16 protein-coding genes and 1 pseudogene are annotated in these 16,976 nt (G+C 69.8%); 10 read left to right on the forward strand and 7 right to left on the reverse strand.

Annotation, left to right across the window (positions count from 1 at the left end):
* The first annotated feature begins 50 nt into the window (after window positions 1-50).
* Entirely contained in the window at window positions 51-794 is a 744-nt protein-coding gene (locus ACWDMM_RS07960) for a DUF6928 family protein (protein ID WP_357206544.1), read from the forward strand.
* Between the two features lie 168 nt (window positions 795-962).
* On the opposite strand, the gene ACWDMM_RS07965 is transcribed toward ACWDMM_RS07960, so the two are convergent.
* Window positions 963-1,262, reverse strand: a complete 300-nt coding sequence (locus ACWDMM_RS07965) for a DUF2537 domain-containing protein (protein ID WP_195078241.1) — start codon at window positions 1,260-1,262, stop codon at window positions 963-965.
* Window positions 1,259-2,062: a TrmH family RNA methyltransferase gene (locus ACWDMM_RS07970; RefSeq protein WP_195078240.1), complete on the reverse strand. Its 804-nt coding sequence runs from the start codon at window positions 2,060-2,062 to the stop codon at window positions 1,259-1,261. Before ACWDMM_RS07970 ends, ACWDMM_RS07965 begins: the two co-directional genes overlap by 4 nt.
* A 111-nt stretch (window positions 2,063-2,173) precedes the next feature.
* On the opposite strand from ACWDMM_RS07970, the gene ACWDMM_RS07975 reads away from it, so the two are divergent.
* The 3 genes from ACWDMM_RS07975 (at window position 2,174) to ACWDMM_RS07985 (ending at window position 4,245) form a co-directional block, all read left to right on the forward strand.
* Window positions 2,174-3,376, forward strand: a complete 1,203-nt coding sequence (locus tag ACWDMM_RS07975; RefSeq protein WP_195078239.1) for a GNAT family N-acetyltransferase — start codon at window positions 2,174-2,176, stop codon at window positions 3,374-3,376.
* 39 nt (window positions 3,377-3,415) lie between these two features.
* Window positions 3,416-3,817 (forward strand): YccF domain-containing protein, encoded by a 402-nt coding sequence (locus ACWDMM_RS07980; RefSeq protein ID WP_195078238.1) that lies wholly within the window; start codon window positions 3,416-3,418, stop codon window positions 3,815-3,817.
* Between the two features lie 200 nt (window positions 3,818-4,017).
* Window positions 4,018-4,245, forward strand: coding sequence for a hypothetical protein (locus ACWDMM_RS07985; RefSeq protein WP_195078237.1), 228 nt, complete (start codon window positions 4,018-4,020; stop codon window positions 4,243-4,245).
* 37 nt (window positions 4,246-4,282) lie between these two features.
* On the opposite strand, the gene ACWDMM_RS07990 is transcribed toward ACWDMM_RS07985, so the two are convergent.
* Entirely contained in the window at window positions 4,283-4,720 is a 438-nt protein-coding gene (locus ACWDMM_RS07990; RefSeq protein WP_043686798.1) for a MarR family winged helix-turn-helix transcriptional regulator, read from the reverse strand.
* 116 nt (window positions 4,721-4,836) lie between these two features.
* Here ACWDMM_RS07990 and ACWDMM_RS07995 point away from each other — a divergent pair, with 116 nt between their 5' ends.
* Window positions 4,837-5,076, forward strand: a complete 240-nt coding sequence (locus tag ACWDMM_RS07995; protein ID WP_195078236.1) for a DUF2530 domain-containing protein — start codon at window positions 4,837-4,839, stop codon at window positions 5,074-5,076.
* Between the two features lie 6 nt (window positions 5,077-5,082).
* Here ACWDMM_RS07995 and ACWDMM_RS08000 read toward each other — a convergent pair whose 3' ends face one another.
* Window positions 5,083-7,137, reverse strand: a complete 2,055-nt coding sequence (locus ACWDMM_RS08000; RefSeq protein WP_195078235.1) for a neutral/alkaline ceramidase — start codon at window positions 7,135-7,137, stop codon at window positions 5,083-5,085.
* A 126-nt stretch (window positions 7,138-7,263) separates the two neighbouring features.
* Here ACWDMM_RS08000 and ACWDMM_RS08005 point away from each other — a divergent pair, with 126 nt between their 5' ends.
* Window positions 7,264-7,881: a TetR/AcrR family transcriptional regulator gene (locus ACWDMM_RS08005; RefSeq protein ID WP_228827672.1), complete on the forward strand. Its 618-nt coding sequence runs from the start codon at window positions 7,264-7,266 to the stop codon at window positions 7,879-7,881.
* Window positions 7,882-7,889: 8 nt separating this feature from the next.
* Here the strand turns inward: ACWDMM_RS08005 and ACWDMM_RS08010 are convergent, their stop codons facing one another.
* Together ACWDMM_RS08010 and ACWDMM_RS08015 are read right to left on the reverse strand one after the other, a co-directional pair.
* Entirely contained in the window at window positions 7,890-10,817 is a 2,928-nt protein-coding gene (locus ACWDMM_RS08010; RefSeq protein WP_449936643.1) for a sacsin N-terminal ATP-binding-like domain-containing protein, read from the reverse strand.
* 938 nt (window positions 10,818-11,755) lie between these two features.
* Window positions 11,756-12,490, reverse strand: a pseudogene (locus ACWDMM_RS08015) (DUF3027 domain-containing protein); the annotation flags it as partial.
* Window positions 12,491-12,507: 17 nt separating this feature from the next.
* Between ACWDMM_RS08015 and ACWDMM_RS08020 the strand changes: the two are divergent.
* The 3 genes from ACWDMM_RS08020 (at window position 12,508) to ACWDMM_RS08030 (ending at window position 15,756) form a co-directional block, all read left to right on the forward strand.
* Complete coding sequence (locus ACWDMM_RS08020) at window positions 12,508-13,281, forward strand: glutaminyl-peptide cyclotransferase (RefSeq protein ID WP_195078233.1); 774 nt, start codon at window positions 12,508-12,510, stop codon at window positions 13,279-13,281.
* Window positions 13,282-13,372: 91 nt separating this feature from the next.
* Window positions 13,373-15,178, forward strand: coding sequence for an MFS transporter (locus tag ACWDMM_RS08025; protein ID WP_357112768.1), 1,806 nt, complete (start codon window positions 13,373-13,375; stop codon window positions 15,176-15,178).
* The gene (locus ACWDMM_RS08030) at window positions 15,175-15,756 is read left to right on the forward strand and encodes a DUF2771 domain-containing protein (protein WP_195078231.1); all 582 of its coding nucleotides are present in this window, start codon (window positions 15,175-15,177) and stop codon (window positions 15,754-15,756) included. Before ACWDMM_RS08025 ends, ACWDMM_RS08030 begins: the two co-directional genes overlap by 4 nt.
* A gap of 165 nt (window positions 15,757-15,921) precedes the next feature.
* On the opposite strand, the gene ACWDMM_RS08035 is transcribed toward ACWDMM_RS08030, so the two are convergent.
* Window positions 15,922-16,341, reverse strand: coding sequence for a cold-shock protein (locus ACWDMM_RS08035; protein WP_063023190.1), 420 nt, complete (start codon window positions 16,339-16,341; stop codon window positions 15,922-15,924).
* A gap of 188 nt (window positions 16,342-16,529) precedes the next feature.
* Here ACWDMM_RS08035 and ACWDMM_RS08040 point away from each other — a divergent pair, with 188 nt between their 5' ends.
* Window positions 16,530-16,772, forward strand: coding sequence for a hypothetical protein (locus tag ACWDMM_RS08040; RefSeq protein WP_357206549.1), 243 nt, complete (start codon window positions 16,530-16,532; stop codon window positions 16,770-16,772).
* Window positions 16,773-16,976: the final 204 nt, after the last annotated feature.

A 16,976-nucleotide genomic window follows, 5' to 3' on the forward strand; every position in this document is an offset into this window, starting at 1 on the left:
TTGCTCGAAGTTCGCGGAGTTGATTCGTGTGACTATCGGGAGGTGCCGGAATGCTATCCAAGGCTTGGTCGCTCTGGTACGTCGACGCACCGGACCCGCTGGCAGTACTGCGCGCGAGCCGTAATCCCGATCCCCAGGCGGCACTGGCACTGGCCAAGCAACTGCACGAAGACCGCGACGTGCAGCCGATCCTGGCAGGCACGCTGGCGGGTTGCGCGGGCCCGGCGAGCGACGAGGTCTGCATCGGTTGCTTTCCCGGCGTGACGGTGCTGTGCTCGGCGCAGGCCGCGCGCATCCGCCCGACCGAGATCCCGGCATTGCTGGTGCGCCCGCTGGCCTCGGAACACACCTATCTGGTGTCGTTCGACATCGAGCACGGCTGGGGTGCGTTCGCGCACTGGGAGCGCGGCGAGTTCCGCAGGTCGTTCAGCTCGACGCGGGTACACATCCTGGAGGACGAAGGACTTCCGCTGGTGTGGGAGCGGTCCTACTGGGCAGGAGAACATCCGGTGCGCTGGCGCGCCGGCGAGCTGCCCGACCCGCAGTCGCTGCCGTTCGATCCGCCCGACTTCGCCGACGCGGCCAACAACGAATGGCTCGGCTTCCACTACCGCGGTCCCGCCGCGCCCGGCGCGCTCGGGCCAGGGGACATCCCCATCTGCAAGTTCGCGCTGCACCCGAAGGGCAAGCTGCCCGCCTCGCCGGTGCGCGGCTCAGGCGATGGCGGGGCACACACGACTTCGCGCAAGCGCGGCCTGTTCGGCTGGCTGAGCGGACACGACCCCGTCGGCTAGCCGCTTCGCCGTGCCCCGGGCGGCGCTGTCTCAGTGCAGCCGGACACCGTCCGCCGACAAACCGCGCACGCCGGAGCGAAGACCGGAGGTACGCACAACGCGCGCCGCCGGAGCGAACACCGGAGGTACGCACAACGCGCACGGCCGGAGCGAAGGCGGAGGTACGCCTCAGCCGAACAATCCCTCCAGCACCAGCACGACCCATCCGAGCAGCACGCCCGCCACACCGCCGCCGATCACCCACCGCGTCACGGGGGTGAATCGCCAGCGCCAAGCGGTGGGCGCGGCGCCGCCGGCCGCGACCAGATTCACCGCCACCGCGAGCAACGGATGCACTTCGGCCAGCGCGGCCCCGAAGGAATACACCGCGACCGCAGAAAGCAGCGCCACCATGAACGCCACGGTGAGGCCAGCGCCCCACGGCGTCGGGTCCTGATAGGACCGATAGGGCCGGTACGGTTCGGTCACGCCGTCCTCACCCGCTCGTAGAACGCCATCGCGGCCGCGGTCGCGACATTGAGCGAATCGGTGCCTGGCGTCATGGGGATGCGCGCGCGGACGTCGGTGGCCCGCATGGCCTCCTCGGTCAGTCCCGGCCCCTCGGCTCCGAGCAACAACGCCACCCGCTCCCCCGTCATCGCAGCGGCCAGATTCGCCGCCGCCGGATCGGGCGTGAGGGCGATGATCTGGAATCCCTTGCGCCGCAGTATATCCAGGCCACCCGGCCAATCCGGTACGGACGCGAACGGCACCCGGAGCACATGTCCCATCGACACCCGGACGGCGCGGCGGTAGAGCGGATCGGCGCAGCGGTCACCGAACAGGATCGCGTCGGCTCCCAGCCCGGCGGCGTTGCGGAACATGGCGCCGAGATTCTCGTGGTCGTTGACGCCTTCCAGCACCGCGACGGTGCGCGCCTTCTCGAGCACCTCGTTCATGCCGAGTTCGGCGGGGCGACGGGCGACGGCCAGCACGCCGCGGTTGAGGTGGAACCCGACCACCTCGGCCATCACCTCGGCCGTGGCGCGGTAGTACGGCACGTCGACGGTCACCAGGTCGTCGGCGAGTTCGGCGCGCCTGCGCTCCACGCCGAGCAGCGCGGTCGGCTGGAAACGCGAATCGAGCATGCGCTGGACCACCACGACGCCCTCGGCGATCACCAGGCCTTTGCGGCCGGGCAGATCTGGCCTGCGATCGGCCGACTTGAGATCGCGGAAATCGTCGACCCGTGGGTCGGCGGGGTCATCGATGTCGATCACTTCGGCCACCGCTCCATCCTGCCGGGCGGCCGCGGCCGGGTCCGAATCGGTGTTCGCCCTGCGGTCGCGGACCGCGAAAATGCGGTGCGGGCAGGTATGCGAAGGTGGGATGGTCGAGGCATGACCCCGCCGGGAATCACCATTCGGTCGGCCACCGCGCACGACGCGCCCGCGATCACGACCCTGTTGGAGACCTCGTTCGGCACCCGCTCCGACCCGGCCGAAGCCGAACGATATCCGCTGCTGTTCCCGCCGGAGAGCGCGATCGTGGCGGTCGACGGCGGAGAGGTCGTCGGGCACGCCCAGTCCACCACCATGACGGTGACCGTGCCCGGCGAGCGAACGGTGCGGGTGTGCGGCATCGCGGGCGTCGGCGTCGCGCCCACGCACCGGCGACGCGGCATCCTGCGCGCCATGTACGCCGAACAACACCGGCGCGTCGAGGCCGCCGGCCTGCCGTTGACCATGTTCACCGCGAGCGAGGGCGGCATCTACGGCCGGTTCGGCTACGGCACCGCCACACGGGAGAACGCGGTCGGCATCGACCGGCGCTTCGCCGGATTCCTCCCGTCGACGCCCGATCCAGGCGGTGTGGCGCTGCGCTCGCCGAGCGAGCTGCGCGCGGCGGCGGAAGCGATCTACGACCGCTGGCGCAGGCTGGTGCCGGGCGCACAGGTACGTCCGGCGGCGGCCTGGGACATCGTTTTCGACGATCCACAGCGTTATCGCGAGGGCGGAACCACCCTGTTCGGGCTCCTGCACGCCGACGGCTACGCGCTGTATCGGTACCACGCGGACGGCAGGGCGCGGACGGTGGAAGTCGTCGAACTGCGGACGGTCACGACCGAAGCGCACGCGGCCCTGTGGCGGGCCCTGCTGGGGCTCGATCTGGTCCGACGGGTGGATGCCGTGCTCACCGACCACGACCCGCTGCCCTATCTGCTGACCGATCCCCGGCTGGTGCGCACCACCGCACGCTATGACGGACTGTGGCTGCGCCTGATGGACGTCCCCGCCGCGTTGACGGCGCGCGCTTACGCCGGCGACCTGGATGTGACGCTCGCGGTGACCGATCCGTTCCGGAACGCGGGCGGCACGTTCGCACTGCGCGTGCGGAACGGACAGGCCGAATGCGAGCCGACCGACCGTGCGCCCGATATCGAACTCGGCATCGATGTGCTCGCGAGCATGTATCTCGGTGCGTATCCCGCCCGGGTCTTCGCGGCGGCGAACCGGTTGCGCGCGAAGGACGCCGCACGGCTGCGTGCCTTCGACGACGCCTTCCGCGCGGAGCGGGACGCGATGCTGGGCTGGTTCTTCTGAGGGCGCGCACCGCGCCGCGCCGCCTGGCATGCTGGTCTCATGAAGCCGATCCAGTTGGTTCTCAACATCCTGTGGCTCGTCCTCGCCGGATTCTGGCTGGCGCTCGGCTACATCGCGGCGGGAATCATCTGCTTCATCCTGATCATCACGATCCCCTTCGGCATCGCGTCGTTCCGGATCGCCGCCTACGTGCTGTGGCCGTTCGGCCGGACCACCGTGGAGAAGCCGGGCGCGGGCGCGGGTTCGCTGATCGGCAACATCATCTGGTTCGTCGTCGCGGGCTGGTGGCTGGCGCTCGGGCACCTGCTCACCAGCATTCCGCTGTTCGTCTCGATCATCGGCATCCCGTTCGGGTGGGCCAACCTGAAATTCATACCGATTTCGCTGTTCCCACTGGGACGGGAGATCGTGGACAGCGACCGGCCGTTCGGCGCGCAATAGCGGCAGCTCAACCGGGGTTTACGCCCTGGGCGGCGGGGACGGCGAGCCACGCCGCATCGCGACAGTACTGTGATCTGAATCACAGACTGTTAACGAAGTCACACCCCCGTGCGATGGTTAGCTAGAAGGTAACTGATTTATTTCCAGTGCCCACAGCGTCCCGAGCGGGCGCCGAGCCGACCGCGCAGGAGGGCTCCACCATGACCGACCGAACCGCCCGCAGGGCCGACTCGGACACCGCGCCACTCGCGCCGATCGCGGTGATCGTGGGGGTGCTGCTGCTCATCGGCGCGGCCACCCAGCTCCCGCACCTGCCTCGATGGGCCGACGATTACGGAGTTCTGGTCTATCCGGTCTTCGTGCTGTGGCTGACCGTCGCGGGTGGGCTGCTGTGGTGGGGCGCCGGGATCATCCGGACCAAGCGCTGATCCACGCCGCGCGCGGCGAATCCTGTTGCTGCGGTGGCTACTCGGATTCCGCCACGATCTGCTTCATGATCGCCACGGCACGGGTCAGCACGACGAGCTGCTCCTCGGTGAGCGTCGACAGCTGCTCGGTCATCCACGCCTCGCGGGCGCTGGCTTCGTCGGCGATGAGCGCGCGGCCCGCGGGGGACAGCGAGACGATGATCTGACGGCCATCGGTCGGATGCGGATTGCGCTCGACCAGATCGAGGTCGGTGAGCGAGGCGATGACACGGGTCATCGAGGGGGGCTGCACGCGTTCCTTCGCCGCGAGCGCACCGGGGGTCATCGCGCCCTCGCGCGCGAGCGTGGCGAGCGCGGAGAGTTGGGTCAGCGAGATCTGCGAGTCGGCCCGACGGCCGCGCAGGTGTCGCGTCAGTCGAACGACCGCCAGCGAGAGCTCACCAGCAAGGGCTCTGACATCCGATGGCGTTGTCACAGTGCCAAACGATACGGGACCGATGGCGGCCGGTCGCGGCTTCCCGCCATGGTCCGACCACCTCGGCTCCGCGCGGTCGGCGGACTCCGCCCGGCAGGCCCGATTAGGCTGAACCCGTGACACCGAAAGTCCCGCAGCTTCCGCCGCGCCTGACCGACCCGCGCCCCGTGCTCGCGGTCGGCAGCGCACTGTGGCTGATCGCCACCGTGGTGGTGTGGGCCGGCGGCGACCGGTGGGCGTCGGCGCGTCCGGTCTGCCTGATGGGGTTGGTGGTCGGACTGATCGGGCTGGTCATCTACCTGGTGCAGCGCCGCGGCGCCCGGCGCGGGGACAAGGGCGCGCAGACGGGCTTGTAGGGCGGATTACGCCCGGACCAACTCGAATTCGTCGGTGGTGCCGGTGAGCGGGTAGAGCCCGCCGCCGGGATCCAGACGGGTCGCATAGTGCTGGAAGCGATAGCGTCCCGGCTCGGCGTCCGAAGGGATGTCCCAGGTGAACCGAGCCACCGACTCCGCGAGCCCGCGTTTGCTCCAGTGGTATTTCACCGCCCACTCCCCCTCGTTGGCCACCCGCACCCACTCGCCCGACGCGTTCCTGCGCTGCACTTCCAAGAAGGTCCCGTTGCGCCGGTTGTCGTGTTTCGGATGCGCCGAGACGAATTCCGCCAGCACTTGATCTCCGGGGCCGTAGGACGGGTGCGGTTGCACCAGCACGTCACCGAAGTCGCGGCCCGGCACGGCCGCGTCCGGCCCCGCGCCCGGCTGGAAGTTCGGCTGCAGCTGGGACACATCGCGCGGGGCGGGGCCGCGCGGCACCGGCCTGCGGGCGGCGAATGCCGTGGCCAGACGGGTGAACTCCTGCTGATAGGCGCACAGGGTGTAGCGGCCGAACAGCGTCGAAGCGCCCTCGTATTGCTGGGAATCGTATTCCTCTGGCGTGGTGACGTATTCGTGGTAGGCGTTCGCGTATCCCTGCATCAGCACCTGCTCCAGCGGAACGTCCAGCGCCGCGGCCACGGCCCGGCGAATGCGCAGGCCCGACGTGATGGTGAACTCGCCACCCGCCGCCGCCAGATAGAGTTCGCCGATGCGAACGAGCTGAATCGGCAGCACATTCGGCACCCAGGGCACCGGAGGCAGCAAGCCGAGGGGCACCGCGATCGCTTTCGGCGCCTGCGCGTCCGCCAGCCAGCCCGGAGCGGGCTGGGCGGGATCGCCGAGCGCGTCCAGGAACGGGTTGCGCACGCCCTCCGGAATCGGACCGCCTGGCAGGCCGGGACCATCCTCGACGCTGCCCGCGATCAGCGACACACCCGCCGCGGCCGGTGCGGTGCGCCGCGGTAGCCCGTCCGGCGTGAAACGGCCGTCCACGGCGATATCGGCGAGATCTATGTAGCACAGCATCCCGTCGACCGGGCCGGAGATCGAACGGGCCCGAGCCGCCGCCTCCTCGGACGCCGCGTATTGCCGTTCGCCGAGGATGCGGGTGTTCTCGAACTCGTCCTCGGTGGGACCCGAGCCTTGGCGCAGGTTCAGGTTCGGGGACATGTCACCGGCGTTGGTCTGCGCGAAGGCCGCGACGAACGCGGGCTTGCCGTCCAGGTAGCGCACGCCGTGCTCGATGTGCTCGCAGCGGAACGACGCGTAGCCCTTGTTGTCCGAGCTGATCAACCGGTTCGCGTTGGTCATGGAGGTGTTGTGGGTGGCGAACCAGGTGATGGTCCCGGCCACCCGGTCGCCCTTGCGCAGGACGAGCGTGGTCACCGCCGGGTCGATGGCGTCCGGGAAATGTTGTTTGTCCGCAGGTGGATTCAGTTCCCACGCCACGCGCGACCGGTTCACGCTCGCGTTGCGCAACTCGGCGCGGCCGACGGCCAGCGAACCCGGCCCGAGATCGGCGTGCGCGGCGGCGATCGCCTCGACGATCCCGTTCACCTCGGCGTCGTACACCTGCTGCTGGAAACCGAGGATGGACAGGTTGTAGGCGTAGTCGTTGCTGGAGCCGCCGCAGGTCGCGTGCGAATGGGTCGAGGTCAACAGCACGTTCTGCTCGGTGTACCGATCGCCGAAACGGCGGGCCAGTTCGGTCAGCACGCCGCGGTGCACGGACTGGAAGATCATCCCGTTCTCGGCGACCACGAAGACGATCCGCCGCCCGGCGCTGCCGATGATGAACGCCCGCGCCCGCGGACGCAGATGGATGCCCGCGGTCTGCTGCTCGAGCTGGGAGTAGCCCATCATCCCGCATTCGGCGGCCGGGCCGGTGATGTCGGAGAGTCCGACGCCGATCTCGTAACCGCCGGCATCCGGTGCGGCGGCCGCCGGAACGCCGAGTGCGTCGCTCGTGCCCGTCACGGCCGCGAGCGCGGCGGACCCGATCGCGGCGCGGGTCAGAACAGTTCGGCGTGACACCGGCATACCCGTCTCCCTTCTGTCCGGATGCAGCGAACCACACAACTGGTCAGTCGTCCAGTCCAGATTTTTCCCGCCCATGAATTGACTGCGGGGGCCGTGGGCGCTTAACTCCCTTGGGTGTCCTCCCGATTGAGCGTCGAAGAACGACGGGCCCACCTTATCGAGGCCGCGATCGGCCTTGCCGAGAAAAAGGGTGTTGCGGGCGTGACCACGCGCGATGTCGCTCAGGCGGCCGGCGTCTCGCTCGGTGTGGTGCATTACTGTTTCGAAAACAAGGACGCGCTGATGACCGAGCTGGTCAAAGCGTTGTCGATGGAATTACGCGATTCCGTCGATGCGAACGAAACGGTATGGCAGGACGTCGGAAGTGGAAAAGAAGCCCTTCAAAAATTGATCCGGTCGGGTCTGGAACTGATGTGGCTGAACATCGAAGCCACTCCGGAACGACAGCTGCTCACTTACGAAACGACCACTTACGCGTTGCGCGAGGGCGAACAAACCCCGGCGAAACTCGCGATCGCCCGCGAGCAGTACAACTTCAACGACTCCACGGTCGCCGACATCCTGGAGCACGCGCGCGACGCCACCGGCAACACCTGGTCGGTCCCGGTGCAGACGCTGAGCCGGTTCACCCTGAACGTCATCGACGGTGTGGTGCTGCGCTGGCTGGTGGACAACGACAGCGAGAGCGTGCGCGGGCAGTTGGATCTGCTGAGCGAGATGCTGACCGGGTACGCGGCGCAGTAACCCGCGGCTCAGTCCCGCCGCGGCGCTCGGACGTGCACCTCGGAGCCGGTCTGCCACCAGGGCACCGCGACCGTGGTCTCGATCGCACCGCTCAGCCGCACCGTCAGGTTCTGGTGCACCACCAGCTCACCCGTTTGCGGAGGCAGCGTGAACAGCTGCCGCAGCACGACGCCCAGCGGCTCCGCCGCCCAGGTCGTGCGACGGCCGGTGCTGGTCACCTCGGCGGTGACGACCTCCGACACCAGCGGCAGATCGAGCAGAGCCGCCAGGGACGATGCCGTTTCGGTGTCGCCTGCCACCAAGCGATCCGGCGGCACGGCGAGGCCGAACCACGGTAGATCGAGGACGAACGCGTCCTCCGGATCGACCACGGCGCCGGTGAGCGCGCGCACGCGATCGGGCGGTTGCAGGTCGGCGAGATCGAGCAGGCCGGCGGCGACAGCGGCGGCCAAGCGGGCATGGGTGCGCGAAACCACGTCCGGCGATGGTGTTCGCACGGGGTCGGCCAGCGCCTCCAGCAAAGCGGCGGCCAACTCGTCGGTGATCGTCCCTGGGTCGGCGAGAACCGCGCGACAAGCGTCCGGGTCGACACCGGCGATGGTGAACGTCGGGAGCAGTCCGTCGAAATTGGTGTCGGCGGGATGGCGCAGCAACCCCAGCGCAGTGCCGTCGACCCGCGCGTACCGGCGCAGCCACCACGCGGTGTAGCCGTCGGCGTCGGCGAGCAGGCGACGGGTGCGCGGCGATGCGGCCAACTGCCGCAACGCTTCCGGCCAGGCGGCGTCATCGATCAGATCGAGGTCACGGACGGCCACCAGCTCGGGTGGGTCCTCCTTGAGCGTCGACCACCAGTGTTCCTCGTCGTCCAGGTCGTGGTCGGGGCCGGTCGGATCGGCTTCGACGAGCACACCGAAATCCCAGCCGACGCCGACGGCGCGCAACGCCTCCGTGCCGTAGCGCTCGACGAGTTCGGCGGCTGCCGTGCCGAACGGCGCGTCGGGAACGAGCAGCTCACGCAGCGGCGCTCCGGGCAACAGCAGTTCGTCGGCGGGTCGCGACTCCCCTTGCGCGTCGGGTAATTCGAGCAAACCGAGCCAGGAAGGAAGGGCCTCCCGATCGGCATGCGCGGCGAGACGCAAGATCGCATCCGCGGTGTCGGGGTCGCCCGGGTGGTCCTCCAGATCGGCGCGCAAGCCGGGATCGGTCAGAAGATCCTCGGCGGTGGCCGACCGCGCGCCGAGCCGAGCCAGCAACGGATGCGCGGCCTCAGGATGCGCCAGCCGCGCCCAGTGCAGCGGGATCGCGACCTCGAGCTGATCGTCCAGCACCACGGTGCGAGGCCCGGTGACGAGCCTGCCGTCGGCCAGCGGTACCGCCAGCGCGCCCAACTCCTCCGCCGCGAGCGGATCCGCCACGAACGGTTCGAGGGCGGCGTAGAAGGACCGCCACCAACTCGGCGGCCGCTCCAAGCCCACGGACAACTCCGCCAGCCGCGCCAGCCCGAGCCGGTGCACGTCCAGGACGCCCATGGCTTCGGCGTGCGCGCTCCCGGACAGGTCCGGGAGCACGAGAGGACCGACCACTTCGTCGAGCAGGTCGGCCAGTTCGGCGGTCAGACCGGCGAAGATGTAGGCGCGGGTGGGGACGGCGATGTTCTGGTGGTGCGTCGGTCCGGCGGTCGACGGTGCCGCGGCGACAGCGAACGCATCCGGTTCGCCAGGAGGCGATGTGACGTCGGCTGATTCGGTGCCGGACCATGCGCTCAGCACATCGAGAGCCTCGGTCCCCGAGGCCGAGCCCCGCAGGCCCAGCGCTTCGATATCGGCGGGGAGCCGCTCGATTGCGGCTTCCGAGTGAACGCGCCGGTGCGGGGCGACCACGGGCAGCCAAGGACGGGTCCGCAATTCGCGTAGCAACGCTTCACGCAGCAGGCCATCGGCCTCGCTGCGGGCGAACCCGGGCGTCGGCACCAGCACGAGCCGGTCGCGTGGCGGAAGAGCACGAGCGAAATCCGCGTAGCCGTCGGCCAGTTCGCCGAGCCGCGCGCCGGGCAGCAACCTGCGCCGATCCGGCTGCATCGGGATATCGGCGATGAGCAAGGCGGGCAGTGACAGTTCCTCGTCCGACCTGGTCGGCGCCCGCAGCACGTCGGGGGCGGCGGCCACCGGCCTGCCGTCGCGCACCGGCAGCAGCCAGCGGGCGCGCCGCGTGCGGTACTGCCACCAGGTGCGCTGTTCGCTGCCTGGGCCGTCGACGTAGACCTCGTGCAGGCCGTCGCCCATATCCTCGGCACTGCTGACGAATTTGGCCGTGCCGATCCGGATGCGCCCCAAGGCTGGCAACTCCAGCAGCAGATCGACGGCTTCGGCGTGCATCGCGGCCAGCAGCGCTTCGGCGTCAACGTCGGCGCGCAGCCGCAGCACCACCTCGGTGTCGAGACCGTCCGCCGGGCGGACCTCGATCGGCCAGGCCAACCGCAGCACCGGAGGGGCGAATTCACCCGCGTCAGCGGCGGGTAAAGGAATCACGTTGTCGCGCAGAGCCTCCCGGGTTTCGGTACGGGAAAACCGCAGCGATCCGGAGGCCGACCGCAGCTCGATGTCGTCGCTCACCGCGAGCACCGCCGTGAAACCGACGCCGAATCGGCCGACGGTCCCGCCGTCGGATTTCCCCGACGCGCGCAAGGCGGTGAGCGCCTGCACACCCGAGACGTCCAGCGGCGCACCCGTATTGCCGATGTGCAGGTCGCGACCGTCGAGCCAGACCGCGACGGCCCCTGCCACGCCCGCCTTGCGCGCGGCATCGGCGGCATTCTGCGCCAACTCGGTCAGCAATCGGTCGCGGTAACCCGCGCGAACCAAGTCGTTCTCGGTGGCGGCGTCCTCCCGCAACCGGGTCGGCGAGTCACGCCATGCGGCGAGCACCGCCGCGCGCAACGCCGACGTGCCGAACGGGTCGGCTGTCCCGCTCAGCTCCGCGGCGATGACTGGAACTCCGGCCGTGCCTCGTCCTCGGCGACACCCGCCCCGGATGGCGCATCGACGTCTTCGGTACCGGCCGACGTAGCGGTGGGTTCCGGTCCCGGAGTGGGGGACGACGAAGCGGACTCGTGCGCCTCCGCCACGGCGTCGGACGCCGGGGCCGACTCCGCCGCGACGGCTTCAGCCGGGGCCGACTCGACCGCGCCGGCCGGCACGGCGTCCGAGCCGGCCGCTGCGACCGACTCTCTCGATGCGGTATCCGATTCCGGCGCGCTCGTGCCGACGGCATTCGACTCGCCGACGTGCGTCGGTGCACCGCTGCTCAGCGCCGCGGATGAGGTCGATCCCGCCGCGTCCGCTTCCGTCGGTTCGGACGTCGCGGGACCGGCACTCTCATCGCTCACCGAAGCAGCCGTGCCCTCTGCCTGGCCCACGGTCGTACCGGTCACGCTCGACGCGGCTGCGGGCTCGGCGGGCGAGGAACTCACATGCGCTTCCGACTCCGTCGCAGTGGCCCCTGGATCAGGCTCTGCCGCCGTGTTCGGGACGGTGTCGGCGATAGCGGCACCGCCCTGAGCGAAGACCGAGTCCGGGGCAACGGCCGCGTGTTCAGCCACCGCGTTCTCGCCGGACGCAGCGACCGCTTTCTCAGCGACCGCAGAGTTCTCCCCGACCGGAGGCTTCTCGGCTGGCCCGGAATTCTGGTCTGTCGCGATGTCCTCGGCGACCACCGCCTCGCGGGCCCGCGCAGTGGCGTCCGCGTCCGGGCGGAGTTCACCGGTCTGGGCCACGTCCTCCGCGTGCTCGGCCGCGCCATGCCGATCCACGTCCTCGGACGGAGCTGCCTCGACCTGTTCGCGCTTACCGTCGCGCGGCTCGTCCCTGTGGAGTGTGATCACCTCGATGGCCGAGTCGTCGTACGCCTCGTACAGCGGCGACCCGTTGCCGGTGGGGACCTTGGTGTCCGAGTGCGCGCCACAGCCGTAGGCGACGTGGACGACGTGACCGTCGGCGCCCATGGCGTTGCCGCAGACGCCGAACGCGGCGCGCAGCGACCCGGCGAGCGGCAGATAGAAGCCGCAGCTTCCACAGGTGGCGGGCGCGGCCTTGGCCATCTCCGAATCGGGCCCGTACTGGCTGTACCAGCGCTCGGCGGCCTCCTCGCGGCCTTCCCTGCTCATCACCTTGGTGCGGCCGAGGCCGACCTCGTAGGCCACTTCGTCCACCACCGGGTCGCCGGTCGCGACGTAGCCGGGCACCAGGCGAGGATCGTCGGCGGGCGGGGCGAGCAGATCGCCCGGCGCGAGGTCCCCGGGGCGGACCCGCTGCTCCCAGGGCACGAACTCGGGCGCGACCAGAGCATCCGGCCCCGGCAGCAAGGCGGACTCGCTGACCGTCGCGCGGTCGGCACCGGGCGGTGCGGCCACCACGACCGCCCACTGCCACCCGCGGTAACCGGGCAGCGTGGCCTCGAAACGATGGGTCGCCGCGCTCTCGTCCTCGGCGATCACGCCGAGGTGCGCGCCGACGGCCGACGGTTCCAACTCCAGGAGCGCACGGCGGGCCAGGTCGACGGCATCAGCCAGAATCGGCCGCACGCCGGACTCCGAAACAGAAACTGCGCTCACGGCCTACATTTTGCCGTATGGAGCGCAATCGGCGTGCGTTGGCCATCAGTGTGCTGGTCGGTCTGCTCATCCTGGGCGGATGCGGCGGCGCGGCGGACCCGGCGCCCGAGATGAACATCGAGGTACTCGGCACCCGTCCGCACGATACGAAGGCGTTCACCCAGGGTCTGGAAATCGACGGCGATGTTCTGTTCGAGAGCACCGGTCTGGCCGGTGCGTCCGGCGTGCGCGCGTCCCGGCTGACGACCGGGGAGGAATTGGCCAGAACCGAACTGCCCGCCCCGTACTTCGGCGAGGGCATCACCCTCGCAGGCGCCACACTCTGGCAGCTGACCTGGCACGACGGCGTTGCCATCGCCCGTGACCCGGCGACGCTGGCCGAACGCGGCCGGGTGAGCTATGACGGCGAAGGCTGGGGTCTGTGCGCCAGGAACGGACGACTGGTCATGAGCGACGGCACCGACCGCCTCACCTTCCGCGATCCGGTCACCTTCGCCCCCACCGGCTCGATCGAACTGACCAGCCACAACGGCGCGCGTCTCAACGAACTCGAGTGCGCAGCGGACGGGTCGGTCTACGCCAACGACTGGCCGACCGACACCATCCTGCGCATCGACCCGGACTCCGGCGCGGTGCTCGCGACCGCCGACGCCGCCGGTCTGCTCCCCGCGACCGCGCGGGCCGGAGCCGACGCGCTCAACGGCATCGCGCAACTGCCCGGCACCGACCGGTTCCTGATCACGGGCAAGAACTGGCCCACCATGTTCGAGGTCCGTTTCACCCCCGCCTGAGCACGATCGCGGTCGCGACAACGATCACTTTCCGCCGCCACCACGGAGCGCGCGTGAACGCCCGGCCCGGGAGTGCGCCAGAATTGGAGTCGTGACTACTCCCCGCGAACCTTCCGGTCCCGGCCGTGATCGGTGGGAAGGCGAGGAGGTCCCGCCGTTCGATCGGCATCCCGGTTTCGATCGGTACCCGCCACCCAACGCGCCGCGGCGCCGCAGGCCGCTGCCACCGCTCGGCCCGGGAGCCGGACGCGCCGCCGAGCGTTACGACCAGCCGGGACCGCCGCCGAGCCCGCGACGCGACGCGCCACCGCCCGCGCAACCCCCGCCGACCAAGCCGTTGCCTGTCGGCCCCGACGCCGAGCAGCCGGCGAATTCCGAGCCCCCCGGCGAACGGCGGATGCCGCGCAAACTCACGGTCACCCGCGTGGCCGCGATGCGCGGCAGGGAACTCACCGAAAAGGGCATCGCGACCTTCCAGCGCGCGGCCAAGGCCGACGGCGCGGACAAGTCCGGCCTCACGGCGCTCACCTACGCCACCATGGCGAACTTCGCCTTGGACGCCGCCATCGCGGTGGCGCTGGCCAACACCTTGTTCTTCGCCAGCGCGACCGCGGAGAGCAAGACGAAAGTGGCGCTCTATCTGCTGATCACGATCGCGCCGTTCGCGGTGATCGCCCCGCTGATCGGGCCGCTGCTCGATCGGCTGCAGCGCGGTCGCCGCTTGGCGCTTGCGACGTCGTTCGCGGTGCGCGCGGTGGTCGCGGTGGTGCTGATCTTCCAATTCGACACCTGGGCGCTGTATCCGCTCGCGCTGTGCATGATGATCGGCAGCAAATCGTTCTCCGTGCTGAAGAGCGCGGTCACGCCACGGGTGCTGCCGCCGGACATCGATCTGGTCCGCACCAACTCCCGCCTCACGGTGTTCGGGCTGGTCGGCGGCACCATGGGCGCCGGAGCGCTGGCCGGCCTGGCCGCGGCGATCGCGGACTCCAACGGCGCGCTGGTCTTCGCGGCGCTGATCGCCTGCGCGGGGGCGTATCTGAGCCTGCGCATCCCTTCCTGGGTGGAGGTGACCGAGGGCGAGGTCCCCGCGACGCTGAGCTATCACGGCGCCGACGCGCGCACCGAGGTGCTCTCCTCCGGCGCGGAGTCGTCGGTCCCGCCGCGCAAACGCAGGCAACCGCTCGGCCGCGCCGTGGTGACCGGCCTGTGGGGCAACAGCGCCATCCGGGTGCTGACCGGGTTCCTCACCTTCTACGTCGCGTTCGTCGCCAAGGCGACCGAGCACCGGCCGGTGCAGCAGGCCCTCATGCTCGGCGCGGTCGGCGCGGCCGCGGCCGTCGGCAATTTCGCGGGCAACGCGACGGGCGCCCGGCTGAAACTGGGCAGGCCATCGCTGATCGTGCTCGGCTGCACGGCGGCGTGCGCGCTGGTGTCACTGTTCGCGACGTTCGCGGACAACCTGCTCGGCGCGGCAGCCGCCGCCCTGGTCGCGGCGGGGACGAGCGCGCTGGCCAAGGTGTCGCTGGACGCCTCGATCCAGGACGACCTGCCGCCGGAGTCGATCGCCTCCGGCTTCGGGCGGTCGGAGACCGTGCTCCAGCTGAGCTGGGTCGTCGGCGGGGCGGCCGGTGTGCTGCTGCCGACCGACTATTGGAAGGGCTTCGCGGTGGTCACCGTGATCCTCGTGCTCGGCTTGGTGCAGACTTTCCTCAGCTTCCGAGGTCATTCGCTGCTGCCGGGCCTCGGCGGCAACCGTCCCCAGCACGCGGAACAAGAAGTGCCGACGACGCGGCCGCACGGATATCCGGCGAACGCGCCACGGGCAGAGGATCCGGCGCCGCGCGGCGGCGACACCACACGCTTTCGACGAGGGCAAGGAGACCCGATCTGGTGAGCAAGCTCAACGCACGCACGATCGCCGCGCTGGTCGCGGCCGCACTGCTCGTGCTCACCGCCGCCTTCGCTGGCGCGCTCGCGGTGCTGGTCCGCGACGCCGAGAAGCCCGACGTCACGCTCACCGCGTACGCGCACGGGAAGACGGTCACCGTGCGACCGTTCAGCTACTGCTCGGTGACCATGCAGGATTGCAGCATCCTGCCCGAAGACAACGTTCCCGGCACGGTATTCGCGACGCTGAACTGCGGCCAGGACACACCGGACTGCCACCGTGGCCGCACCGTCGAACTGGAAGTCCCCGCCGGTTACCCACTGCAGCTGTCGCTTCCGAAGAAGGTCGCCGACGCGCCGTGGCTCGCACAACTGGTCTACCTTTTGCCGAACGGCGAAAAAGTCGACCAGGTGATCAGCCGTAACGACTACCCGGACCGGGCTTTCGCCCTCACCATCGATTCGAAACCGGAACCGGACCTGCGCCTCATCGGCGTCGAGTTCCAGCTGCCGATCCTGGCCCGCGACGAAACGGGCCGTGAGTTCTACGTGCCGCACGCCACCTGGTCGATCAGCACGGCTTGACAAGTCCGAGCGCACCGCTTTTCGTGGACCTCGCGGGTGCCGGCGCGCGTGGTGACACGCGGCGCAGGCACGGGGCCACGCTCAGCTCAGTCGAGGCGAACAGACCTCGAACCGGTTCCACCGGCAGCTCGACGGCCGCCTCGAAGGAAGCGGCACCGAGCGGAATCAGCGGTCCAGTTCGCGAGCCACCGCGCGGACGACCTCCGAGATGCGTTGCGCCGTCTTGCGATCCGGATACTTGCCCTTACGCAGATCCGGCTGCACCTTCGCCTCGAGCAAGGTGATCATGTCCTCGACCATGCCGTGCAGTTCGTCGGGCGTGTGCCTACGCGCGGCAGGTTCCTTGCGCGCGTTGCGTTCCTGGCCCTGCCGCACCGACGGCGGCGCCTCGAGCAGCTTGAGGCTCAGCGCCTGTGGCCCGCGACGGCCTGCGGCCATACCGAATTCCACGCGCTGGCCGGGCTTGAGGCCCTCGACGCCCTGGGGCAGCGCGGACGAGCGGACGTAGACGTCCTCACCCTCGTCCTGGGAAAGGAAGCCGAAGCCCTTTTCGACGTCGTACCACTTCACCCTGCCGGTCGGCACTGCGCTCACCCGTTCATCATCGAAAACTCGGACCCCTACGGCCCGAGCACATCCGTCTGCCGAGCCGGTCGCGCGACCGGCTCTTTTCCTGTGCGAAAAGAACGCGCCCAGCAGGATTGCAGGACGCGATTGCCATCGAGTCTACCCCGGTGCGAATAACGCAAGCACATCAGTTTTACCGTCGATCCGTGACGAACCCTTCCACTCCCACCCCGCCCGGCGACGCTGAGCGGCGGCGCGGCGACTGGTTGCTGCGGCTCGCGCTCTCGGTGTTCGCGCTGGGATTGCTGGCAATCATCGCCATCTTCACGATCCCTTTGCTGACCGACGCGGAGCCGGGACTGTGGCTCTACTTCGGGGCGATGCTCGCACCGCTCGGCTTCGTGCTCGCGCTCGTGTTCGCCCTGCGCTCCGGCCGGCGGTCGCGCTGACCCGGAGAGCCGACCGCCGATCCGACCACGAACCGGTTACCCCGCGCGATCGTTACCCACGCCAGTGTGTGATCCTCGTCACATTACGAGTAGGTCACGGAGTGATGACGACCGGTGGCGGACCCGACCGCAGCGTCTCTAGCTGCGCGAAGCCCCATTTTTCGCACCGATACCGCGCCGAGACCCATTGGTACACGCCGGTTA

This window comes from Nocardia sp. NPDC003726 (assembly GCF_053586955.1).